Raw genomic sequence first — 22833 nt, 5'->3', positions numbered from 1 at the left:
TAGCGTGACGGCATTGGCGGCACACGCGCTTTAATAAAAAACACACTCGTTTTCAGGAATACACCATGTCGACTTTGAACCAAGCCCACTGCGAAGCCTGCCGCGCCGATGCGCCACAAGTCAGCGACGAAGAGCTGCCGATCCTGATCAAGCAGATCCCTGACTGGAACATCGAAGTACGCGACGGCATCATGCAGTTGGAGAAAGTTTTCCTGTTCAAGAACTTCAAACACGCGCTGGCGTTCACCAACGCCGTCGGCGAGATCTCCGAGGCCGAAGGTCACCACCCGGGCCTGCTGACCGAGTGGGGCAAAGTCACCGTGACCTGGTGGAGCCACTCGATCAAAGGCCTGCACCGCAACGACTTCATCATGGCCGCGCGCACTGACGAAGTAGCGAAGACCGCAGAAGGACGCAAGTGATGCACTTCGACGCCATCGGCCGGGTTCCCGGCGACCCGATTCTCGGTTTGATGGAGGCCTATGCGCAGGATGCCAATCCGCGCAAGTTCGACCTCGGCGTTGGCGTCTACAAGGATGCCCAGGGCCTGACGCCGATTCCCGAAGCGGTGAAAATCGCCGAAGCGCGACTGGTCGAAAGCCAGGACACCAAAACCTACATCGGTGGCCACGGCAACCCGTTGTTCGGCAAGGTCATCAATGAGCTGGTGCTCGGTGCCGACTCACAACTGATCACCGAACAACGCGCCGGCGCCACCCAGACCCCGGGCGGCACCGGCGCCCTGCGTCTGGCTGCCGACTTCATCGCGCAATGCCTGCCGGGCAAAGGCGTGTGGTTGAGCAACCCGACCTGGCCGATTCACGAAACCATTTTCGCCGCCGCCAAGGTCAAGGTCAGCCACTACCCCTATGTGGGCAGTGACAATCGCCTCGACGTCGAAGCGATGCTCGCCGTGCTCAAGGAAGTGCCGAAGGGCGACGTGGTGCTGCTGCATGCGTGCTGCCACAACCCGACCGGTTTCGACCTGAGCCATGACGACTGGAAGCGCGTGCTTGAAGTGGTGCGCAGCCGCGATCTGCTGCCGCTGATCGACTTTGCTTATCAGGGTTTTGGCGATGGCCTGGAGCAGGACGCGTGGTCGACCCGGTTGTTCGCGGCGCAAGTGCCGGAGCTGCTGATCACCAGTTCCTGCTCGAAGAACTTCGGCCTGTATCGCGACCGTACCGGTGCGCTGATCGTCTGCGCGACCAGCGCCGACAAGCTCATCGACATCCGCAGCCAACTGGCCAATATCGCCCGCAACCTGTGGTCGACGCCGCCGGATCACGGCGCGGCGGTGGTCGCGACCATCCTCGCCGATCCAGAGCTGAAAGCGCGCTGGGCCGATGAAGTGGAAGCGATGCGTCTGCGGATCGCCCAGCTGCGCAGCGGTCTGGTCGAAGCGCTGGAACCCCACGGTTTGCGCGAGCGTTTCGCGCACATCGGTGTGCAACGCGGGATGTTCTCCTACACGGGCCTGTCGCCGGAACAGGTGAAAACCCTGCGCGAGCGGCACAGCGTGTACATGGTCAGCTCCGGCCGCGCGAACGTCGCCGGCATTGACGCCACCCGCCTCGCAATGCTCGCTGACGCGATCGCTGACGCCTGCAAATAGTTTTTGCAGTACACAACCCGGTCGGAGCGGGCCCTTGTGGCGAGGGGATTTATCCCCGCCCGGCTGCGCAGCAGTCGTACACTGTTGCTCGCGGAGTGTCAGACATTCCGCGTATGCAGGGTCTGGGGCCGCTTCGCAGCCCATCGGGGATAAATCCCCTCACCACAGGGCCCGTTCCCACATTTAGTTTTCGGTTGATCTCGCGCCCTGCGGCCATCTGTCGCATTAATTTGAATTAAAAGTCTGATTGTCATTTTTCCTGCTGTATCCTGCGCAGGCTTTGTAAAGCGCGGAGCACCTGATCTATCAACAGACTTAGCGAGGAGCGCACCCATGCACGAGATTCCCAATCTCCCCTTCCCAAGCCTGCACGTACCTGAGCAGACGACCCCGCAACACGCCGGTGCTGAAAAGCCCGAGCCGCAAGAAGCCGCTGACAGCCGCAAAGCCGACAGCGAAGAGTAAGACCCGCCGTACAGACCGTGTGGAAAGCGCTAACATGCGCTTTCCACACTGCCTGAAACCCGAGCCCGCCATGACCGACGAATTCTCCGAAAGCCAAGCTGCCGTGCTGATCGGCGCCACCGAGAAGATGATCGAGATCTGGAATCGCCTCTCGCCCGAGAAGCAAGCTGCCCTGCTCGAACGTTTCGGCAGCGAAGAAAACGCCCTCGCCGCCCTCGTCACCACGCAACTGGTCGCCCCGGCGAAATCCTGAAAGCGCCGCCCGGCAAATAGTTTTACTTTTCCCCGCCCCTGAACGGTTCACGCCGGTATCATGAGCAGCCTATCTAATCTGCTGCTCCCGTGGATCGTTACCCATGTCGTCTATATCCGAGCCCCAGCGTCCGCTGGCGGTTACGCTGCAAGTAGTCTCCATCGTCCTCTTCACCTTTATCGGTTACCTGAACATCGGCATCCCGCTCGCCGTGTTGCCGGGCTATGTCCACAGTGACCTTGGTTTCGGCGCCGTGATCGCCGGGCTGGTGATCAGCGTGCAATACCTTGCCACCCTGCTCAGCCGCCCGTATGCCGGCAAGATCATCGACAACCAGGGCAGTAAACGCGCAGTGATGATTGGCCTCGCTGGTTGCGGCTTGAGCGGTGTGTTCATGCTGATTTCCGCGTGGACGCCGAACCTGCCGCTGCTCAGTCTGATCAGCCTCTTAATTGGCCGTCTGGTGCTGGGCAGCGCGGAAAGCCTGGTCGGTTCCGGTTCGATTGGCTGGGGCATCGGCCGGGTCGGCGCGGCGAATACGGCGAAAGTGATTTCCTGGAACGGCATCGCCAGTTACGGCGCCCTGGCGATCGGCGCGCCGTTCGGTGTGTGGCTGGTAAGCAGGTTGGGGCTGTGGAGCATGGGCGTGAGCATCATCCTCCTCGCCCTGCTCGGTCTGGCGCTGGCATGGCCGAAGACCGCCGCGCCGATCGTCGCCGGCGAACGCCTGCCGTTCATGCATGTGCTGGGCAAAGTCTTCCCCCACGGCTGCGGGCTCGCGCTGGGTTCGATCGGTTTTGGCACCATCGCCACTTTCATCACCCTGTATTACGCGACCCAGCACTGGGACAACGCCGTGCTGTGCCTGAGCCTGTTCGGCGCCAGCTTCATCGGCGCGCGGCTGCTGTTCGGCAACCTGATCAACCGCCTCGGCGGATTTCGCGTGGCGATTGCCTGCCTGTCGGTGGAAACGTTGGGGCTGTTGTTGCTGTGGATTGCGCCGGATGCGCATTGGGCACTGGCGGGCGCGGCGCTGAGCGGTTTCGGCTTCTCGCTGGTGTTCCCGGCGCTGGGCGTGGAGGCGGTGAATCTGGTGCCGGCCTCGAGCCGTGGCGCGGCGGTCGGTGCCTATTCACTGTTCATTGATTTGTCGCTGGGGATCACCGGGCCGCTGGCCGGGGCGATCGCAGCAGGATTCGGTTTTGCTTCGATCTTCCTGTTCGCCGCATTTGCAGCGTTGAGCGGCCTTGGCTTGAGTGTCTATCTGTACAAGCACACGGCGAAGTATCGCGAGGTTTAGAAGTCCACCTTGCCGCGCCCGGCCTTGATACTGCCGCGCTTGGTTTTCGACTCCAGCCGACGCTTCTTCGAGCCAAGGGTCGGCTTGGTCGGGCGGCGTTTCTTTTCCACTTTGGTGGCGCTGAGAATCAGCTCGACCAGCCGCTCCAGCGCATCGGCGCGGTTGGCTTCCTGGGTTCGGTATTGCTGCGCCTTGATGATCAGCACGCCATCGCTGGTGATACGGCTGTCACGCAGTGCCAGCAGGCGTTCCTTGTAGAACTCCGGCAAAGACGAGTTGGGAATGTCGAAGCGCAAGTGCATGGCGCTGGAGACCTTGTTGACATTCTGCCCACCGGCGCCTTGCGCGCGGATGGCGGTCAATTCGATCTCGGCATCCGGCAGATGCACGTTGTTGGAAATCACCAGCATGGAAAAGCGTCCGTAATCAGAGCGTGCAGGATAACCCGATTCACTCAACCTCTGTGGGAGCGAGCCTGCTCGCGAAGGCGGTGTGTCAGTCGATGCAGATGTTTCTGATGGACCGCTTTCGCGAGCAGGCTCGCTCCCACAGGGTTCGGTGTGATGTCAGATTTTTCCATTTCAAAACAACAAACCCGGCACTTGGCCGGGTTTGCTGTTTCTGCTTGAGCGGTTACTTGGCGATCACTGGCAGCGCCTGCTGGGCACTGCGCTTGTTCTTGATCAGGTAGCAGACCCACATGAACACCACCCACACCGGAATCGCGTACACCGAGATCTGAATCCCCGGGATCAGCAGCATCACGCCGAGGATGAACACCACGAACGCCAGGCAGACGAAGTTGCCGTACGGGTACCACAGCGCCTTGAACAGTGGCGTCTGTCTGGTCTGGTTCATGTGCTGGCGGAATTTGAAGTGCGAGTAGCTGATCATCGCCCAGTTGATCACCAGCGTCGCAACCACCAGCGACATCAGCAGTTCCAGCGCGTGCTGCGGGATCAGGTAGTTGAGCAACACGGCAACCAGCGTCACTGCCGCCGAAGCCAGAATCGAACGCACCGGCACGCCGCGCTTGTCGATCTTCGCCAGAGCTTTTGGCGCATCGCCCTGCTCGGCCATCCCCAGCAGCATACGGCTGTTGCAGTAGGTGCCGCTGTTGTACACCGACAGCGCGGCGGTCAGCACGACGAAGTTGAGGATGTGCGCGGCGGTGTTGCTGCCGAGCATCGAGAACACTTGTACGAACGGGCTGCCGCTGTAGGAATCACCCGAGGCGTTGAGCGTTTCCAGCAGGCTGTCCCAAGGAGTCAGCGACAGCAGGATCACCAGCGCGCCGATGTAGAAAATCAGGATGCGGTAGATCACCTGGTTGATCGCTTTCGGGATCACGGTTTTCGGTTTATCGGCTTCAGCAGCGGTGAAGCCGAGCATTTCCAGACCGCCGAAAGAGAACATGATGATCGCCATGGCCATCACCAGACCGCTCACCCCGTTGGGAAAGAAACCGCCGTGGGACCACAGGTTGCTCACCGAGGCTTGCGGGCCGCCATGGCCGCTGACCAGCAGGTAGCTGCCCAGGGCGATCATGCCGACGATGGCCACGACCTTGATGATCGCAAACCAGAATTCGGCCTCACCGAAGACTTTGACGTTGGCCAGGTTGATCGCGTTGATCAGCACGAAGAATGCAGCAGCGGAGACCCAGGTCGGGATATCCGGCGCCCAGTAATGGATGTACTTGCCGACCGCTGTCAGCTCGGACATGCCCACCAGAATGTACAGAATCCAGCAGTTCCAGCCCGAGAGGAAACCGGCGAAACCGCCCCAGTATTTGTGGGCGAAGTGGCTGAAGGAACCGGCCACCGGCTCTTCGACGATCATTTCGCCGAGCTGGCGCATGATCATGAAGGCGATGAAGCCGCAAATGGCGTAGCCGAGGATCATCGACGGGCCGGCGGATTTCAGTACCCCGGCAGAACCGAGGAACAATCCGGTACCGATCGCGCCACCGAGGGCGATCAGTTGAATATGGCGATTTTTCAGGCCGCGTTTAAGCTCGCCTGATTGCGAGGGTTGTCCACTCATGAAAAAGGTCTCACGCAAGGTTTGATGATGTTCAGTAGACGTTGCTGCAAGGTTGCGATTTCAGGCAGCCCCGATCAAACCCCAGCGCAGGCACCAGGAGTTCAGCTCATTTACAACGGTCATGCGTCACCTGTTTGTTTTTATCTGTGACGAAATCGAACCCGGCACGCTTGTGGCGCGGCGGAGTGAACAAGGCGGATAGCCTCGAGATTTTTGCGATTACGCAGAGGGTCACAGTTAAAACGCGGCGCATTGTACACCGCTAACCCCCTGCTGCCAGACCCGCCTGATCAGCGTGTCGGTTGCCGGGATTGCACGTGTCCGCCTCGACAGTGCCGAGCGGCTGCAAAATATGAGTCAGGCCTTTGCAGGCCATCGACGGGGACGAGGAAAAAACCGTCCCACGGGGAGAAGTGGAAATCAGTCGCGGCGTTCATTGCGCCTCCTTCTTGTTATTCGCCTGCACGACAGGCATGGGGCGCATCACACCCTGCCTGAAGGCTGGAAACAAGCGCGCCAGAGCCTTGCGCGGCAGCTGTTCTCCCGGCTTACGGAAGCTTTTCCTTACAACCGATGCGGAGTCGGGAAATCACCGCTCCGGCGGGGTCTTTTCGTCACGTTTTGTTTACAACGCGTAACGAATATTTTCCGAATCAGAAATTTCCGAAGGACGTCTGCATATTGACGGTAGCTAGCTTGCTATCAATTTCGCCTGCCTAGTTTTTTGTTTTCAAATAAGAAAACCGATCCTGAAAAACAGAACAAAAAGTCTATTTAAAAATTAAATGGATAAAATTTTGCATTACGAAAAAGCCTCAACTAGGTTTTTCACGTCTCACCGGCCACCTCGACCGGTCAGTCATAAACCGTGAAATTCTCTAGGAGATCGACCATGCAAGCACTGGAAAAAGACTTGGATACCGAACTGCAACTGGACGAATGGTTTGAAGCGCCAACCCATGAGGCCGCTGTGGAAATGATGCAAGCCGACGCGGTGGTTCCGTTCGGCACGGCGATGTGGCCTCTGTAAGACATCCCGGGCAGGCACGGTCCGGCCGGTCGTGCCTGCCGCTTCATTCCCCGGTCAGTCAGGGAGGATTCATGGACAAGCCCCGCGCCATCTCGCATTTCCTTTACTACCTCGAACATCACCCTGCCCTCGCCGGCCTCGACTCGGCGAAGGTCATGCTTGGCCACACCGCCGATTACGAAGCCCTGACCGGCGCCATTGCCGAACAGGCCGGCGAGCATCCGCGCTTTGAGTTCAGCGCCCGGCGCCTGGACCTGGAAAGCACCGCAGCGCTGTCCGAGGCAATTGCCGACAGCGATCTGTACATTTTCTTCTACGACTCTTCCACCCTGCCCAACCCACGCCCCGACGGCCCGGAATTCGTTCGTGCGCTGCAAGCGGTGATGGCGGAAAACTGGAAGAAGTCGCTGCTGTTCAAGGATTACGGCGACTATTTCTACGACACCTTCAGCATCACCCCGCAACGCATCGCCGGGCTCAACAGTCACCTGATCCAGCGCATGTCCCAAGCGACCATGCTGAGTTTCAAGGATGACCACGGCTCATGGTTCGAAACGCCGATGAGCAGCATCAAGAAGTGGACCGACATCAATGGCGTCGGCAACTTCGACCTCGCCCCCGGCGAAATCGCCACCCACAGCGAAGCTATCAACGGCCATGTGAAGTTCAAGGGCACCTTCCTCAGCACCATCCCCTTCGCGCGCAAGTACGGCGTGCTGGAATCGCCGCTGGAGCTGTGGATCGAGAATTCGACCATCAGCCGCATCGCCACCGACGTGCCGGGGCTGGAGCATGATTTCAACAAATACCTGGATGCCAACCCGTCGAACCGGCGGATTGAGGAGTTGGGGATTGGCACAAACGAAGGCGTGAAGGATCTGTATGCGCGCAATGCCGGGTTTGAGGAGCGGCATTGTGGGTTGCATCTTGGATTAGGCGGTGGCGCCAAGGGCAGTCATCACCTGGACCTGATCTTTTCTGGCGGGGTGTTGGCGCTGGATGACAAGCCGGTTTTCGATGGCCGATTTGTGTTTTAGGCGACTGACACCTTCGCGAGCAGGCTCGCTCCCACAGGGATTTATGTTCGACGCAACTCCAATGTGGGAGCGAGCCTGCTCGCGAAGAGGCCCAATCAGACGCTACATGAGTTTCGCCAGACGAAAAAAAACGCCAACCCTAAGGTTGGCGTTTTTGCTTCAACTTGCAGCTTGCAGCTAGTAACTCACAGCTGCCTCACTCAGGCTTCTTGCGTCCGAACCCCGGGCGCTGACCGGAACCGGCCGGTGCGCCGCGACGCTTGCCCGAGGGCTTGTCGCCGTCGACCAGTTTGATCCCCGGACGCTTTGGCGCCGGTTTGGCCGGGCGCTTGTTGGTGGTGTCGGCTGGACGATCCGCCACTGGCGTACCGCGACCGGCCGGTGCACGACCTTCGCCACGCTCAGTGCGACCGCTGGCCGGACGCGGTGCGCGCTCGCCGTCACGGGCAACTGGCTTGCGACCTGGACGCTCGCCTTCGATTTGCGGCTCGCGGCCCGGGCGTGGACCGGTCGGTGCGCCGGCGGCTGGACGCAGGGTACGTACGCGCTCGGTCTTGGCCATCGGCCGCGACGATTTGCGCTGCATGCGTTCGAGCTTGTCCTTGCTCTTGGCGTTCAGCTGCGGCATTGCCACCGGCGTCAGGCCGACTTCGGCGCTGAGGACGTCGACTTCGTACTGGCTCATTTCGCGCCAGCGGCCCATCGGCAGGTCGGAGTTGAGGAACACCGGACCGAAACGCACGCGCTTCAGACGGCTGACCACCAGACCCTGCGATTCCCACAGACGACGCACTTCACGGTTGCGCCCTTCCATGACCACGCAGTGGTACCAATGGTTGAAGCCTTCACCGCCCGGCGCCTGTTGAATGTCGGTGAAACGCGCCGGACCGTCTTCCAGCACCACGCCGGCCTTCAGGCGTTCGATCATCTCGTCGTCGACTTCACCGCGTACACGCACGGCGTACTCGCGGTCCATCTCGTAGGACGGGTGCATCAGACGGTTGGCCAGCTCACCGTCAGTGGTGAACATCAGCAGACCGGTGGTGTTGATGTCGAGACGGCCGATGTTGATCCAGCGGCCTTCTTTCGGACGCGGCAGCTTGTCGAACACGGTCGGACGGCCTTCCGGGTCGTCACGGGTGCAGATTTCGCCGTCAGGCTTGTTGTACATGATCACGCGGCGCACCGATTCGGCGGCCTCTTCGCGTTTGATCACCTTGCCATCGATGGTAATGGCGTCGTGCATGTCGACGCGCAGGCCGAGGGTGGCGTCTTTGCCATTGACCTTGATCCGGCCCTGGCTGATCCAGGATTCCACGTCACGGCGCGAGCCGACGCCGATACGGGCGAGGACCTTCTGCAGCTTTTCGCCTGCTGGGCCGATTTCCTGGTCGTCTTTCTGATTGATGTCACTCATCTGGGCACCTCCCGGTGTGGTCTGTTCAGGCGGCGCCTGAAGTATTGAAAACTGGGTCCAGGCCGAAGGGATCGGCGAAGGGTCGCGAATCATACGCGGATGTGCGCCATCGCGCATCAGAGACTAGCTGATCGATTGCCGGTTATTTCTTTTTCCGCCGACCGGCACCGCCGAGTTTGATCAGGCGCAGCGCGGCTTCGGCCAGCACCGTGCGTTTGTCGTCCTTGTCGAGCTTCTTCCAGGCCTTGATCTCGCGCTTGCTGCGACCGCAACCCAGGCAGATGTCGTCGGAGAATTTGCAGAGGCTGATGCAGGGGTCTTTGGTTGAGCTCATCGCAATCTCCAGAACGACATTTCACCCTGTGGGAGCGAGCCTGCTCGCGAAGGCCCGTTGTCATTCAGCATTAATGTATCTGACACACCGCCTTCGCGAGCAGGCTCGCTCCCACAGCGTCTTCACTGGTTTCTCGATAGGCGTCAGTCTTCGAACTCGCGCCGTTCGGCTTCGATCGCCTCGGCCAGTGCGCGGGCTTCGGCTTCTTCTTCGCTGAGTTCCGGTTCAGGCTGTTCGAGGGCGGCAACGGCGGCCAGGAGTTTCTCGCGGGCCTCGGCGACGCCCAGGACGTCCTCTTCCGGTTCGGCGTCAGGCGCCGCTTCAAGTTCAACTTCAGCTTCAACAACCGGCTCGATGATCTCAGGCTCGGGCACCGGCGCTTCGCCATCCACCGCATCGCGCAGCAAATCGTCGAAATCGGTTTTGATGCCCTCTTCCATGCTGTCCAGCTCCAGCAGCAGGGAATGGAAACTGGTTTCTTCCTTCTCCTCCTCCGGCTCGGCGCTGGCGTCGGCCAGTTCCTGCAGACTCTGCGGCACCGGCGCGTCGTCGAAGTCGAGCACCGGTTCGGCTTCCATCTCGCGCAGCTCGGCCAGCGGCGGCAGATCTTCAAGGTTTTTCAGGTTGAAGTGATCGAGAAACGCCTTGGTCGTGGCGAACATCGCCGGTTTGCCCGGCACGTCGCGATAGCCGACGACGCGGATCCACTCACGCTCGAGCAAGGTCTTGACGATGTTGCTGTTGACCGCCACGCCACGCACGTCTTCGATCTCGCCACGGGTGATCGGCTGGCGATAGGCGATCAGCGCGATGGTCTCCAGCAACGCACGGGAATAGCGCTGCGGGCGTTCTTCCCAGAGACGGCCGACCCACGGTGAAAACTTCTCGCGGATCTGCAAACGATAGCCCGACGAGACTTCCTTTAGTTCAAAGGCGCGACCCTCGCAGGACTTGCCGAGCAGGGTCAGGGCTTTCTTGAAGACCGCCGGCTCGGGCCGCTCGCCTTCTTCAAACAGTTCATACAGGCGCTCAAGGGATTGCGGCTTTCCCGAGGCCAACAGAAAGGCTTCAAGCAGGGACGCCAGCTCGCGGGGTTCAGTCAGGTTCATACAGGGACTCGTTATTCGGCTCGGGCTCGCACGTGGATCGCGGCGAACGGCTCATTCTGCACCAGCTCGACCAAGGATTCCTTGACCAGTTCAAGGATCGCCATGAAGGTCACCACCACACCCAGGCGGCCTTCTTCAGCGGTGAACAGCTCGACAAACGGCACGAAGCCGCCGCCCTTGAGCCGTTCCAGCACATCGCTCATGCGTTCGCGGGTGGACAGCGCTTCACGGCTGACCTGGTGGCTTTCGAACATGTCGCCACGGCGCAGCACCTCGGCCATGCACATCAGAATCTCTTCCAGCGCGACGTCGGGCAACAGCTTGCGCGCCCGTGCTTCCGGGGCGTCGAGCTTGGGCACGATCACATCGCGGCCCACCCGACTCAGCCCATCGATACCTTCGGCAGCAGCCTTGAAGCGCTCGTATTCCTGCAAGCGGCGGATCAGTTCAGCACGCGGGTCGTCTTCTTCATCTTCAACGGTTTCGGCGCGCGGCAGAAGCATGCGCGATTTGATCTCGGCGAGCATCGCCGCCATCACCAGATATTCGGCGGCCAGCTCCAGACGCACCGACTGCATCAACTCGACGTAGCCCATGTACTGGCGAGTGATTTCCGCCACCGGGATGTCGAGGATGTTGATGTTCTGTTTGCGGATCAGATACAGCAGCAGGTCGAGCGGGCCTTCGAAGGCTTCAAGGAAGACTTCCAGCGCATCCGGCGGGATGTACAGGTCCAGCGGCATTTCCATGACCGCCTGACCATAGACCATCGCGAACGGCAGTTCCTGCTGGGCGCCGGCCTGGGGATCGACCACGGTTTCCACTGCGGACATTCAGGCCTCGACCATGAACGGCGTCGGATCGCCGCAACCGACGCGGACCACTTCCGGGTCGTCGCCAGTCAGGTCAATCACCGTCGAGGCCTTGATGCCGCCAAAGCCGCCGTCGATGATCAGATCGACCTGGTGCTCGAGCAACTGGCGCATTTCGTAGGGATCGGTAAGTGGGTCTTCATCGCCGGGCATGATCAGCGTCACGCTCATCAGCGGCTCGCCGAGTTCGGCCAGCAGCGCCAGCGCGATCGGATGGCTTGGCACGCGCAGGCCGATGGTGCGTTTTTTCGGATGCAGCAACAGGCGCGGCACTTCGCGGGTGGCGTTGAGAATAAAGGTGTAAGGCCCCGGCAGGTGCGCCTTGAGAATGCGGAAGGTGCCGGTGTCGATCTTGGCGTAATTGCCCAGTTGCGACAGGTCGCTGCAGATCAGCGCGAAGTTGTGCTTTTCATCGAGCTGACGCAGCCGTCGCACACGCTCGATGGCGGTCTTGTCGCCGATCTGGCAACCAATGGCGTAGGACGAGTCCGTGGGATAAATCACCACCCCGCCTTTGCGGATGATCTCGACCGCCTGTTTGATCAGGCGCGCTTGCGGGTTTTCCGGATGTATCTGGAAAAATTGACTCACATTCTCTACCTGTTCAGACGGCGGCAATATCTGTGTCATGTTTGAACCGACACCACAGGGGTGGAAGGTCCTCGGGAACCGGCCGGTACTGGCCGATCTCGGACCAGCCGCCAGGGCCATGGAAGTCACTGCCGGCGCTGACCAGCAGACCGAACTCACGGGCAAGGATCGCCAGGCTGCCCACCTGTTCTGCGGGCTGATGGCCATTGACCACCTCGATAGCATGCCCGCCTGCTTGAATATAGTCGGCAATCAGCTTTCGGCGCTTGCTACGGGTGAAATCGTAGTGCCAGGGATGCGCCAGGCTGACCCAGGCACCGGCGGCGCGCAGGGTCCCGACAGTGTCTTCCAGCGTCGGCCAGTGCAGTTTGACGTCGCCGAGTTTGCCGGCGCCGAGCCATTTGCGGAACGCCTCGGCGCGATCCTTTACATAACCTTCACGCACCATCCAGTCGGCGAAATGCGGCCGGGCCGGCGCGTTGCCGCTGTCGCCCAGTTCCTGCTGGATCTGCCGGGCGCCGTCGAGGGCCCCGGGCATGCCCTTCAGAGCGAGCTTGCGGCTTATTTCTTCCGACCGCAGCCAGCGGCCATCGTGCAATTTGGCGATCGCTTCGACCAACGGCGCAGCGTTGACGTCGAAACCGTAGCCCAATACGTGAATGGTCGCCCCGCCCCAGGTGCAGGACAATTCGACGCCATTGACCAGTTGCATGCCCAACTCGGCGGCGGCAGTACGCGCCTCGGCGAGCCCCTCAAGAGTGTCGTGGTCGGTCAACGCCAGGACTCGCACGCCGTTTTCGAACGCTCGCGCAACCAGAACCGCAGGCGCCAGGGCGCCGTCGGAGGCCGTGCTGTGGCAGTGCAAATCAACATTCACGGGGAGTTGTAACCTCAAATCAGCTGGCGCTATCGCGCGCCCATATGTTTGTTATTATGCCGCCACATCCAGCTTCTGGCTCTCACTGTGAAACAATTCATCGATTTCATCCCGCTTCTGCTGTTCTTCATCGTTTACAAACTTGATCCACGGGTCGTCGACATTGCCGGCCAGCAAGTGACCGTAGGCGGTATCTACAGCGCCACGGCGATGCTGATCATCAGTTCCCTGGTGGTGTACGGCGCGCTGTTCATCAAGCAGCGCAAGCTGGAAAAGAGCCAGTGGCTGACGCTGATCGCCTGCCTGGTATTCGGCAGCCTGACGCTGGCCTTCCACAGCGAAACCTTCCTGAAATGGAAAGCGCCGGTGGTCAACTGGCTGTTCGCTGCCGCCTTTATCGGTAGCCACTTCATCGGCGATCGCTTGCTGATCAAACGCATCATGGGTCACGCGCTGACCCTGCCGGACCCGGTCTGGACCCGCCTGAACATCGCCTGGATCGCGTTCTTCCTGTTCTGCGGCGCCGCCAACCTGTTCGTCGCTTTCACCTTCCAGAGCATCTGGGTCGACTTCAAGGTGTTCGGCAGCCTGGGCATGACCGTGCTGTTCCTGGTCGCACAGGGCGTCTACCTGTCGCGCCATCTGCATGACACCGATACCACAACGCCAAAAACCGAGGACTGACATGCTCTACGCCATCATTGCCACCGACGTTGCCAACTCGCTCGAAGCTCGCCTGTCCGCGCGCCCGGCGCATCTGGAACGCCTGCAAGCGCTCAAGGGCGAAGGCCGCATCGTGCTGGCCGGCCCGCACCCGGCAGTCGACAGCAATGATCCGGGCGCAGCGGGTTTCACCGGCAGCCTGATCGTCGCCGAGTTCGACTCCCTCAGCGCCGCACAGGCCTGGGCCGATGCCGATCCGTACATCGCCGCTGGCGTTTACGCCAATGTGATCGTCAAGCCGTTCAAGCAAGTCCTGCCTTAAGTCCTTCCACGCGATGAACCTTCTCGGTTCATCGCGCTCTCAATCGCTCATTATTCTCGTTTGCCTGCCGACAACCTGCCCAATATCCATTTGGAAACAGGTGTCGCGATGCGCAAGGGTCCGTTGTGTCTGATGTTGCTCACGTTGTCGATCATGGCCCCCGCCCATGGTGAGGAAACCACCGAAGGCGGCAGCTCCACGCCATTGTCATTGAGCGCCGGCAGCCAGATCACCGAGCTGCAGCAGCGGCTGAAGGCCAGTGAACAGCAGCGCGAAGAACTGAACAAACAACTGCAAAATGCCGACAACACTCGCGAAAGCGCCCAGCTCGCCCGGCTGCGCCAGGAGAACCAGCGTCTGAAGCTGCAACTCAAGGAAGCCCAGGCCAGCCCGCTGCCGCGTTTGCTGACCGATCAACAGCAGTGGTTCGTCACTGGCGCCGGGGTAGCGCTATTGGCGCTGCTCTGCGGTATCTTTGCCAGCGGTGCAAGCCGAAAACGTCGGCAATGGCTAAATTGAGTGAGTCATGAGCGAGCTGTTATTGATTGATGATGACCAGGAGTTGTGCGAACTCCTGAGTAGCTGGTTGAGCCAGGAAGGCTTCCAGGTGCGCGCCTGCCACGACGGCCAGAGCGCCCGCAAGGCGTTGGCCGAAACCGCCCCGGCGGCGGTGGTGCTGGACGTGATGCTGCCCGACGGCAGCGGTCTGGAACTGCTCAAGCAATTGCGCAACGACCACGCCGACCTGCCGGTGCTGATGCTGTCAGCGCGTGGCGAACCGCTGGACCGCATCCTCGGCCTCGAACTGGGTGCCGACGATTATCTGGCCAAACCCTGCGACCCCCGCGAACTGACCGCGCGCCTGCGTGCCGTGTTGCGCCGCAGCCACCCGGCAGCCGTTTCGACGCAGCTCGAGCTGGGCGACCTGAGTTTCAGCCCGGTGCGCGGCGTGGTCAGCATCGACGAAAAAGAACTGACCCTGACCGTCTCCGAAAGCCGCCTGCTCGAAGCCCTGCTCAAACAGCCGGGCGAGCCGCTGGACAAACAGGAACTGGCGCAACTGGCCCTCGGCCGCAAGCTGACCCTGTACGACCGCAGCCTCGACATGCACGTCAGCAACCTGCGCAAAAAAATCGGCCCCCACCCCGACGGCCGCCCACGCATCGTTGCGCTGCGTAGCCGTGGTTACTACTACAGCCTGTAAAACCATCTTGTTCCGTGTACGAGCTGCCCAAGGCGGCGATCTTCAGGCTGCAGGACGCAGAGCGTCCTCGGCTGCATTCCTACGCAGAGCGTGGGAACGATCAGATCGCAGCCTTCAGCACCTCCTGCACTGGATATGTGTAAGGCCGGGCACGAAACGTCTTTACCGAAGCTTTACGCTGCGCTGACCGCCGCTGACCTTGATCTGCGTAATCTGCACTCATCCGGAACGTACCGGGAACGAGACAAGGAGATACACCATGCGCAAGACTCTTATCGCTCTGATGTTCGCTGCCGCTCTGCCAACCGTGGCCATGGCCATGCCGCAGGATGGCGGTCCGCTGGGTGGTCCGCTGGACGGCCCGCGCCACGGCGGTCAGATGCACGGTGGCATGCACGGCAAAGGCCCGTACAGCCAGCTCGACCTGACCCGCGAACAGCGCGAGCAGATTCGCAAGATCATGGGCGAGCAGATGCACGAGCGTAAGCAGGTGGTCGACAAGTACCTGGAAAAACTCTCGCCGGCCGACCAGAAAGCCATGAAGGACGAGATCGCGGCCAACCACAAGAAAGCCGAGTCCGATGTCCGCGCACTGCTTAAGCCCGAGCAACAGAAGCAGTTCGACGAAATCCAGAAGAAACGCGCCGAACGCCGCGCCGAGTGGGCCGAGTTCAAGGCCTGGAAAGCGCAGCAGGCACCAAAGGCGCAATAATGGCTTGACCCTGGGCCCGACGACTTACCTCGTCGGGCCTGTTCCATTCAAATCGAATGTGGGAGCGAGCCTGCTCGCGAAGGCGGTGTATCAGCCAGCGATGGATTGACTGACACTACGCCTTCGCGAGCAGGCTCGCTCCCACATTTGAACGGTGTGATTTTCGAGGAGTTTCTGTGCGTTCACTGTTCTGGCGGATTCTTGCGAGCTTCTGGCTGGCCATCGCTCTGGTAGCCGGGCTGTCGATCCTGCTCGGGCACATGCTCAATCAGGACGCGTGGATTCTCAGCCGCCATCCCGGCCTCAACACGCTGGCCGCAGAATGGACGCAGACTTACGAAGCCCAAGGCGAGGAAGCCGCGCAGGATATCCTCGAACAACGTAAACGCCAGTATCACATCGACGTTCAGGTGCTCAATGAAACCGGCGATCCGGTGGTGCGTGGCACCTTCCCGCGCCGGGCCGCAGCATTCGAAGCGCGGCAGAACAACGACGATCGCCGCCTGCCGTGGCGGCGCCTGACCGACGAAATCACCAGCGAAAAAACCGGTGACACCTACCTGTTCATCTACCGCATCCCGCACCCGGAACTCGACGCCTGGCACCGCGAAAGTCTGCTCTGGCCACTGAGTGCGCTGGGTATTGCGCTGGTGGTGCTGACCCTGTTCAGTTTGCTCGTGACTTTCTCCATCACCCGCCCGCTCAGTCGCTTGCGCGGCGCGGTGCATGATCTGGGGCAGACGACTTATCAGCAGAACAGTCTGGCGAAACTCGCCAACCGCCGCGACGAATTCGGCGTGCTGGCCACCGATTTCAACCGGATGGGCGCGCGCCTGCAAAGCCTGATCGGCAGTCAGCGCCAGTTGCTGCGCGATGTCTCCCATGAACTGCGCTCACCACTGGCGCGCCTGCGCATCGCGTTGGCTTTGGCCGAGCGCGCCAACCCTGAAGAGCGCGAAAAACTGTGGCCACGCCTGACCCGCGAATGCGATCGGCTGGAGGCGTTGATCAGTGAAATTCTGGTGCTGGCGCGAGTCGATGCCGACAATGCCAGCGCTGAAGAAGTCGACCTGAATGCGTTGCTCGCCACACTGCAAAAGGATGCGCAGTTGGGCTCTCCCGAGCAGACCGTACGCCTGCAAGCTGAGTCACAACTGAATCTCAAAGGCTGGCCGACGATGATCGAGCGCGCCGTGGATAATCTGCTGCGCAACGCCCAGCGCTTCAACCCGAGCGATCAGCCAATCGAATTGCAGGCTGCGCGGCAGGGAGAGCGGATTGTCATCAGCGTGCGCGACCACGGGCCGGGGGTGCAGACCGAACATCTGAGTCAGTTGGGCGAGCCGTTCTACCGGGCGCCGGGGCAGACCGCTGCCGGGCATGGCCTGGGGCTGGCGATCGCCAAACGCGCGGCAGAACGGCATGGCGGCACGCTGACGCTGGCCAATCATCCGCAGGGCGGCTTTGTGGCGAGTCTGGAATTGCCGCTGGTACCGGGAGTCGTGGTCCAGCCCTGAAAAAGCCCCTCACCCCAACCCTCTCCCGGAGGGAGAGGGTTGGGGTGAGTTGTCTGCCGTTGTGCATCGACCTTATGGATTCGCAGAAACCAGACGTCCGGTATCCCGACGCTGGATTCAGCGAAGGACGCTCAGGTCGGTGTAATTCCAAAGCATCCCCCAATCAGTCCCCTCTCCCTCTGGGAGAGGGTTAGGGTGAGGGGCTTTTGATCTTCAGACCTTACCTGGCCAGGCGCTGACGAACTCAGCCAGATCAACCTTCTCCGCCACGCGCGGCTCTTTCTGCGGCGTGCCGAGATAGAGGAACGCGATCACCTCCTCGCCTTCCACCAGCCCCAGGCCTTCGGCCACATGCTTGGAGTACGCCAGATCCCCGGTGCGCCACACCGCGCCAATTCCCTGCGCATACGCCGCGAGCAAAATCCCGTGGGCCGCACAGCCGGCCGTGAGCAGTTGCTCGGCCTTCGGATATTTCACGTGTTCCTGCAATTTCGCGATGACCACAACCACCAGCGGCGCGCGCAGTGGGCCGTTGCGCGCCTTGTCGATCATCGCGTCGGTGACTTCGCCGCCCTGCTGGCGGGCCGCCTCGGCCAGCAACTCGCCCATTTGCTCACGCGCCGCGCCTTCGACGGTCAAAAAGCGGTAAGGCTGCAAATGCCCGTGATCCGGGGCACGCAAGGCCGCGCCGAACAGGGCTTCGCGCTGCTCGGCAGTAGGGGCCGGTTCGACCAGGCGGGGAACGGAAACACGGTTGAGCAACGCGTCGAGAGCCTGCATCGGCCACCTCCTTTGAAAAATGTGCAGCTATTCTAGCTGCAACTGCGCAGCGCCTGCCGGTTTACATGCCTTGCCCCGCAGGTAGAATGGCGCCCTTGTTCAATCAGCCCGAGCGGATTTCATGGCGTTGCCGACCTTACGGATCATTGGTTTTATCATCGGCATCTTCCTGATCACGCTGGCTGTGGCCATGGTTGTGCCGATGGCCACGCTGGTGATTTTCGAGCGCACCAGCGATCTGCCGTCGTTCCTCTGGGCGAGCATGATCACCTTTGTCGCCGGCCTCGCTCTGGTGATACCCGGCAGACCGGAACACATTCACCTGCGCCCGCGCGACATGTATCTGCTGACGGTCAGCAGCTGGCTGGTAGTGTGCATTTTCGCTGCGCTGCCGTTTCTGCTGACCCAGCACATCAGCTACACCGACTCGTTCTTCGAAAGCATGTCCGGCATCACCGCCACCGGTTCCACGGTGCTCAACGGCCTGGACAACATGTCGCCGGGGATTCTGATGTGGCGGTCGCTGCTGCACTGGATCGGCGGCATCGGCTTCATCGGCATGGCGGTGGCGATTCTGCCGCTGCTGCGCATCGGTGGCATGCGCCTGTTCCAGACCGAATCCTCCGATCGCTCGGAGAAAGTCATGCCGCGCTCGCACATGGTGGCGCGGCTGATCGTGGCGGCCTACGTCGGCATCACCATTCTCGGCAGTCTGGCGTTCTGGTGGGCCGGAATGAGCCCGTTCGATGCGATCAACCACGCGATGTCGGCGATTTCCACCGGTGGTTTCTCGACCTCTGACCAGTCGCTGGCCAAGTGGACGCAACCGGCGGTGCACTGGGTGGCGATCGTTATCATGATTCTCGGCAGCCTGCCATTCACCCTGTACGTGGCGACGCTGCGCGGCAACCGCCGTGCGTTGATCAGGGATCAACAGGTGCAGGGTTTGCTGGCAATGTTGCTGGTGACCTGGCTGGTGCTCGGCACCTGGTATTGGTGGACCACCAAGCTGCATTGGCTGGAAGCATTGCGGCATGTGGCGCTGAACGTGACCTCGGTAGTCACCACCACCGGTTTTGCCCTAGGTGACTACAGCCTGTGGGGCAACTTCTCGCTGATGCTGTTTTTCTATCTGGGTTTTGTCGGCGGCTGCTCAGGTTCGACGGCGGGCGGGATCAAGATTTTCCGTTTTCAGGTCGCCTACATCCTGCTCAAGGCCAACCTCAATCAGCTGATCCACCCGCGCGCGGTGATCAAACAGAAGTACAACGGTCACCGCCTCGACGAAGAAATTGTTCGTTCGATCCTGACTTTCTCGTTCTTCTTCGCCATCACCATCTGCGTGATCGCGCTGCTGCTGTCGCTGCTCGGAGTCGACTGGATGACCGCACTGACCGGCGCCGCCAGCACCGTGTCCGGCGTCGGCCCGGGCCTGGGCGAAACCATCGGCCCGGCCGGCAACTTCGCGACCCTGCCGGATGCGGCGAAATGGATTCTGTCGTTCGGCATGCTGCTCGGCCGACTGGAGATCATTACGGTGTTTGTGCTGTGTATTCCGGCGTTCTGGCGTCATTGACCGCATCTGGCACCTGCGCCAGGCGCAAGCGGTACTCGCCGGGCGTGGTGTCGAACCAGCGGCGAAAAGCGCGGAAGAAGTTGCTCGGGTCGGCAAAGCCCAACAGGTAGGCGATTTCCAGCAAGGTCATGCTCGGTTGCGCCAGATATTGCTCAGCCAGCTCGCGGCGGGTGTCGTCGAGCAACTGCTGAAAACTGGTGCCCTCCTCCTGCAAGCGCCGCTGCAAAGTGCGCTGCGACAGGTGCAGCGTCTGCGCCACGGTGTCGCGCTTGGGCTCACCTTGAGGCAACAAACGACACAACACTTGGCGTGCCCGGTGCGTCACGCGGCTCTCGGAGAACCGCGCCAGATATTCCCCGGCAAAGCGATCATGCAACAGCGCCATGGCTTCGTTGGCGGTCGGCAGCGGCGCCTCCATATCGGCCCGTTCGAAAATCAACGCGTCGTACGGCGCGTTGAACACCAGCGGTGCGTGAAAGGCTTCTTTATAAGGTTGCAGATTTGTCGGCTGATCGCCCTGAATCAACACTTTGACCGGGTGCAGCGGGCGCCCGGTCAGCCAGCCGCACAGCGCCAGTGCACAGGCGAGTGACGCTTCGGTGCTCTGCCGGGTCGGCGGCAGATGATCGCCGTGCACGGTGAGAATCAGCGCGTAACCTTCGTCGAGCAGGCGAAAGCTCAGATCAGCGCTTTCGGCAATGATGCGTTGATAGCGCACCAGACGCTGGAAGCCTTCAGCCAGGGTATTGCTCGACATCAGCGCATAGCCGGCGACATGAAACGAGGCCGGGCGCACCACTTTGCCCATGTTCAGGCCGATCGCCGGGTTGCCGGACACCTCGACCGCGCGCTGCCAGAGCCGGGTCATGGAGTCTTGCGGGAAGCGTGCATCCGGATCTTCAAGGGCGCTGAAATCCAGCCCCAGTTGCCTGAACAGAACCCGGCAATCCAGGCCGTCCATCTCCAGTGCTTTGACAATCCCCATCGCCCAGCTTGCAGAAGTCGTTCGTTCGCTCATGGTTGTTATTCTTTTACATGACGGGCTGCAGATAACCGCCCTATTTGCGAAGGATACTAAAGTGGCGCCGATTGTCACTCGCCCACGCCAATGATCACTCTAGACTCAAATAAGCTGCCCGACGCACAACTTGTTGCCAGAACAATCACCACAGAGAGCGCGGTCGTGGAAAACATCAAGCAGTTCAACAGCTTCGCCGAGTTCTATCCGTATTACCTCGCCGAACACAGCAACAGCACCTGCCGTCGTCTGCATTTCATCGGCACTTCTCTGGTCATCTTCATTCTCGCCCTGAGCATCGCCAAAGGCGCCTGGCTGCTGTTGCTCGCGCTACCTCTGGCCGGTTACAGCTTTGCCTGGATCGGCCATTTCTTTTTCGAGAAAAACCGCCCGGCGACGTTTCAGTATCCGCTGTACAGCCTGCTCGGCGATTTCGTCATGTACCGCGACATGATTCTCGGTCGCGTGGCGTTCTGAATGAGGGTCTGCCAATGAATGCCCATGCTCGCTTCACCCATATGAAGGACGGCACCGAGGAAGACTGGGCGATTATCGCCGCCGATTTCAGTGCCTATGCCAGACAGCTGCCATCGCGGATCCTCGCGCATTTGAAGCTGCTTGAAGGCGACTTCGGTGGTTTCCCGGTGGATCGCCTGACCCACTCGTTGCAAACCGCGACCCGCGCGTTTCGCGACGGGCGTGACGAGGAATACGTGGTCTGCGCGCTGTTGCACGACATCGGCGACACCCTCGGTTCCTACAACCATCCGGACATCGCCGCAGCGATTCTCAAGCCGTTCGTGAGTGCGGAAAATCTGTGGATGGTGGAGAAGCACGGCATCTTTCAGGGCTATTACTTCTTTCATCACCTGGGCATGGATCGGCATTTGCGCGAGCAATTCAAGGACCATCCGCAGTTCCACGCCACTGCCGAGTTCTGTGCCAAATACGATGCGGCGGCGTTTGATCCGGCATACGACACGTTGCCGCTGAGTTTCTTCGAGCCAATGATGGAAAGGCTGTTTGCGCAGCCGAAGAACTCGATCTACAAAGCCGCGATGCAAGAACACAGCCCCGCCTGAGAACACATGTGGGAGCGAGCCTGCTCGCGAAAGCGCTGTATCAGGCACATAAGCTTTGTCTGACACTACGCCTTCGCGAGCAGGCTCGCTCCCACAGGGTGATCTTTCGCTCAGGCGAGCTCGGCAACTTTGGCAGCTTTCAATTGCGCCTCCCGCGCCTGGGCATCCGCCAGCCGATACAACTCGATCGTGCCGTCCCAATGCTCGATCAGCGCCGTGCACGACTCGACCCAATCGCCGCAATTGAGGTAGTCCACCTCCCCCACCTTACGAATCTCGGCATGGTGTATATGCCCGCAAACCACGCCATGCAGTTCGCGCTTCACGCACTCGTGGGCGATGGCTTCTTCAAAGTCGCTGATGAAACTCACCGCTGTCTTGACCTTGTGTTTCAGGTACGCCGACAGCGACCAGTAACCGTAGCCATAGCGGGCACGCCAGTGATTGAGCCAGCGGTTGAGGGTCAGGGTGAATTCGTAGGCCGAGTCGCCGAGAAACGCCAGCCAGCGGTGATAGCGGGTGATCACATCGAACTGATCGCCGTGGATCACCAGCAAATGCCGACCGTCCGCCGTAACGTGCACCGCCTCGTCGACCAACTGGATATTGCCCAGAATCAGTTTCGAATAGCGCCGCAGGAATTCGTCATGGTTGCCGGTGACGTAGATCACCTCAGTGCCGCGCTTGCTCATGGTCAGCAATCGGCGGATGACGTTGGTGTGGGCTTGCGGCCAGTACATGCCGCTGCGCAGTTTCCAGCCGTCGATGATGTCGCCGACCAGATAGACCTTGTCGGCGTGGTAGCCCTTGAGAAATTGCGACAAGTGCTCGGCCTGGCAATCCCGGGTGCCCAGGTGCACATCGGAGATCCACAGGGTTCGCACCCGTTGTTTGCGACTGGGTCGGGCGAGCTCGGCGCTGGTCATGGGCAACCCTCTGCGATGTTTTCGCCAGCTTGCGCGCGCCGGGTTAATCGAGCGTGACAGGCTTGAGTCAGTCGTGTGACAGCGCAT

The 22833-nt window shown here is 60.8% G+C and carries 27 protein-coding genes; 16 read left to right on the top strand and 11 right to left on the bottom strand.

Translation table 11 applies throughout. The features are described 5' to 3' along the window. Positions 1–65: 65 nt before the first annotated feature. From AC0Z5Z_RS13350 to AC0Z5Z_RS13330, 5 genes are all read left to right on the top strand, one after another. Entirely contained in the window at positions 66–422 is a 357-nt protein-coding gene (locus AC0Z5Z_RS13350; RefSeq protein ID WP_016771115.1) for a 4a-hydroxytetrahydrobiopterin dehydratase, read from the top strand. Further along, positions 422–1615 (top strand): amino acid aminotransferase, encoded by a 1194-nt coding sequence (locus AC0Z5Z_RS13345; protein ID WP_095180700.1) that lies wholly within the window; start codon positions 422–424, stop codon positions 1613–1615. The genes AC0Z5Z_RS13350 and AC0Z5Z_RS13345 overlap by 1 nt, the downstream gene beginning before the upstream one ends. A gap of 333 nt (positions 1616–1948) precedes the next feature. Continuing rightward, the gene (locus AC0Z5Z_RS13340) at positions 1949–2080 is read left to right on the top strand and encodes a hypothetical protein (protein ID WP_016771117.1); all 132 of its coding nucleotides are present in this window, start codon (positions 1949–1951) and stop codon (positions 2078–2080) included. Positions 2081–2150: 70 nt separating this feature from the next. Next, positions 2151–2333, top strand: coding sequence for a hypothetical protein (locus AC0Z5Z_RS13335; RefSeq protein ID WP_039761215.1), 183 nt, complete (start codon positions 2151–2153; stop codon positions 2331–2333). A gap of 112 nt (positions 2334–2445) precedes the next feature. Then, positions 2446–3633: an MFS transporter gene (locus AC0Z5Z_RS13330; RefSeq protein WP_041479047.1), complete on the top strand. Its 1188-nt coding sequence runs from the start codon at positions 2446–2448 to the stop codon at positions 3631–3633. Here the strand turns inward: AC0Z5Z_RS13330 and arfB are convergent. After that, positions 3630–4043, bottom strand: coding sequence for an alternative ribosome rescue aminoacyl-tRNA hydrolase ArfB (arfB, locus tag AC0Z5Z_RS13325; protein ID WP_016771119.1), 414 nt, complete (start codon positions 4041–4043; stop codon positions 3630–3632). The genes AC0Z5Z_RS13330 and arfB overlap by 4 nt on opposite strands. Before the next feature lie 223 nt (positions 4044–4266). After that, positions 4267–5679, bottom strand: coding sequence for an amino acid permease (locus AC0Z5Z_RS13320; RefSeq protein ID WP_252868992.1), 1413 nt, complete (start codon positions 5677–5679; stop codon positions 4267–4269). Between the two features lie 892 nt (positions 5680–6571). Between AC0Z5Z_RS13320 and AC0Z5Z_RS13315 the strand changes: the two genes are divergently transcribed. Together AC0Z5Z_RS13315 and AC0Z5Z_RS13310 are read left to right on the top strand one after the other, a co-directional pair. After that, positions 6572–6709 carry a hypothetical protein gene (locus AC0Z5Z_RS13315; protein ID WP_003222780.1) on the top strand — a complete coding sequence of 46 codons (138 nt, stop codon included), beginning with the start codon at positions 6572–6574 and terminating at the stop codon, positions 6707–6709. A 71-nt stretch (positions 6710–6780) separates the two neighbouring features. Further along, positions 6781–7746 carry a leucyl aminopeptidase gene (locus AC0Z5Z_RS13310; RefSeq protein WP_485611198.1) on the top strand — a complete coding sequence of 322 codons (966 nt, stop codon included), beginning with the start codon at positions 6781–6783 and terminating at the stop codon, positions 7744–7746. A 196-nt stretch (positions 7747–7942) separates the two neighbouring features. Here AC0Z5Z_RS13310 and rluB read toward each other — a convergent pair whose 3' ends face one another. The 6 genes from rluB to AC0Z5Z_RS13280 all read right to left on the bottom strand — a co-directional run bounded on the left by rluB (position 7943) and on the right by AC0Z5Z_RS13280 (position 12946). Beyond that, entirely contained in the window at positions 7943–9163 is a 1221-nt protein-coding gene (gene rluB / locus AC0Z5Z_RS13305) for a 23S rRNA pseudouridine(2605) synthase RluB (protein WP_485611197.1), read from the bottom strand. A gap of 142 nt (positions 9164–9305) precedes the next feature. Next, a complete protein-coding gene (locus AC0Z5Z_RS13300; RefSeq protein ID WP_016771121.1) occupies positions 9306–9497 on the bottom strand; it encodes a DUF1289 domain-containing protein in 192 nt (63 codons plus the stop codon). 143 nt (positions 9498–9640) lie between these two features. Beyond that, positions 9641–10606 (bottom strand): SMC-Scp complex subunit ScpB, encoded by a 966-nt coding sequence (scpB, locus tag AC0Z5Z_RS13295; protein ID WP_485611196.1) that lies wholly within the window; start codon positions 10604–10606, stop codon positions 9641–9643. Positions 10607–10617: 11 nt separating this feature from the next. Next, positions 10618–11316, bottom strand: coding sequence for a segregation and condensation protein A (locus AC0Z5Z_RS13290; protein WP_172828192.1), 699 nt, complete (start codon positions 11314–11316; stop codon positions 10618–10620). 123 nt (positions 11317–11439) lie between these two features. Beyond that, positions 11440–12069 carry an L-threonylcarbamoyladenylate synthase gene (locus tag AC0Z5Z_RS13285; RefSeq protein ID WP_041478985.1) on the bottom strand — a complete coding sequence of 210 codons (630 nt, stop codon included), beginning with the start codon at positions 12067–12069 and terminating at the stop codon, positions 11440–11442. Between the two features lie 13 nt (positions 12070–12082). Further along, positions 12083–12946 (bottom strand): PHP domain-containing protein, encoded by an 864-nt coding sequence (locus AC0Z5Z_RS13280; RefSeq protein WP_460125148.1) that lies wholly within the window; start codon positions 12944–12946, stop codon positions 12083–12085. 87 nt (positions 12947–13033) lie between these two features. On the opposite strand from AC0Z5Z_RS13280, the gene AC0Z5Z_RS13275 reads away from it, so the two are divergent. From AC0Z5Z_RS13275 to AC0Z5Z_RS13250, 6 genes are all read left to right on the top strand, one after another. Next, on the top strand, positions 13034–13630 hold the full coding sequence (locus tag AC0Z5Z_RS13275; protein ID WP_024012071.1) for a septation protein A: 597 nt from the start codon (positions 13034–13036) through the stop codon (positions 13628–13630). A gap of 1 nt (position 13631) precedes the next feature. Beyond that, positions 13632–13931, top strand: a complete 300-nt coding sequence (locus AC0Z5Z_RS13270; protein ID WP_016771127.1) for a YciI family protein — start codon at positions 13632–13634, stop codon at positions 13929–13931. Positions 13932–14039: 108 nt separating this feature from the next. Continuing rightward, a complete protein-coding gene (locus tag AC0Z5Z_RS13265; protein WP_039761083.1) occupies positions 14040–14450 on the top strand; it encodes an SH3 domain-containing protein in 411 nt (136 codons plus the stop codon). A 7-nt stretch (positions 14451–14457) separates the two neighbouring features. Continuing rightward, a complete protein-coding gene (locus AC0Z5Z_RS13260; protein WP_016771129.1) occupies positions 14458–15135 on the top strand; it encodes a response regulator transcription factor in 678 nt (225 codons plus the stop codon). A gap of 259 nt (positions 15136–15394) precedes the next feature. After that, complete coding sequence (locus AC0Z5Z_RS13255) at positions 15395–15847, top strand: Spy/CpxP family protein refolding chaperone (protein ID WP_310214903.1); 453 nt, start codon at positions 15395–15397, stop codon at positions 15845–15847. 176 nt (positions 15848–16023) lie between these two features. Beyond that, positions 16024–17364 carry a sensor histidine kinase gene (locus AC0Z5Z_RS13250; RefSeq protein WP_485611195.1) on the top strand — a complete coding sequence of 447 codons (1341 nt, stop codon included), beginning with the start codon at positions 16024–16026 and terminating at the stop codon, positions 17362–17364. 213 nt (positions 17365–17577) lie between these two features. Here the strand turns inward: AC0Z5Z_RS13250 and AC0Z5Z_RS13245 are convergent, their stop codons facing one another. After that, positions 17578–18144, bottom strand: a complete 567-nt coding sequence (locus AC0Z5Z_RS13245; protein ID WP_056783730.1) for a nitroreductase family protein — start codon at positions 18142–18144, stop codon at positions 17578–17580. Between the two features lie 121 nt (positions 18145–18265). Here AC0Z5Z_RS13245 and AC0Z5Z_RS13240 point away from each other — a divergent pair, with 121 nt between their 5' ends. Next, a complete protein-coding gene (locus AC0Z5Z_RS13240) occupies positions 18266–19720 on the top strand; it encodes a TrkH family potassium uptake protein (RefSeq protein WP_024012066.1) in 1455 nt (484 codons plus the stop codon). Here AC0Z5Z_RS13240 and AC0Z5Z_RS13235 read toward each other — a convergent pair. Then, complete coding sequence (locus AC0Z5Z_RS13235; protein ID WP_485611194.1) at positions 19677–20738, bottom strand: AraC family transcriptional regulator; 1062 nt, start codon at positions 20736–20738, stop codon at positions 19677–19679. The genes AC0Z5Z_RS13240 and AC0Z5Z_RS13235 overlap by 44 nt on opposite strands. Positions 20739–20903: 165 nt before the next feature. Between AC0Z5Z_RS13235 and AC0Z5Z_RS13230 the strand changes: the two genes are divergently transcribed. Both AC0Z5Z_RS13230 and AC0Z5Z_RS13225 read left to right on the top strand, forming a co-directional pair. Further along, positions 20904–21215, top strand: a complete 312-nt coding sequence (locus AC0Z5Z_RS13230; RefSeq protein ID WP_095180692.1) for an Mpo1-like protein — start codon at positions 20904–20906, stop codon at positions 21213–21215. A gap of 14 nt (positions 21216–21229) precedes the next feature. Then, positions 21230–21820 (top strand): HD domain-containing protein, encoded by a 591-nt coding sequence (locus tag AC0Z5Z_RS13225; protein WP_056783723.1) that lies wholly within the window; start codon positions 21230–21232, stop codon positions 21818–21820. A gap of 110 nt (positions 21821–21930) precedes the next feature. Here AC0Z5Z_RS13225 and AC0Z5Z_RS13220 read toward each other — a convergent pair whose 3' ends face one another. After that, a complete protein-coding gene (locus AC0Z5Z_RS13220; protein WP_095180691.1) occupies positions 21931–22746 on the bottom strand; it encodes a UDP-2,3-diacylglucosamine diphosphatase in 816 nt (271 codons plus the stop codon). Between the last annotated feature and the right edge of the window lie 87 nt (positions 22747–22833).

Source organism: Pseudomonas sp. 1L-E-NC-VB-C3 (assembly GCF_057291535.1).
This window is presented reverse-complemented; position numbering and strand designations above follow the sequence as displayed.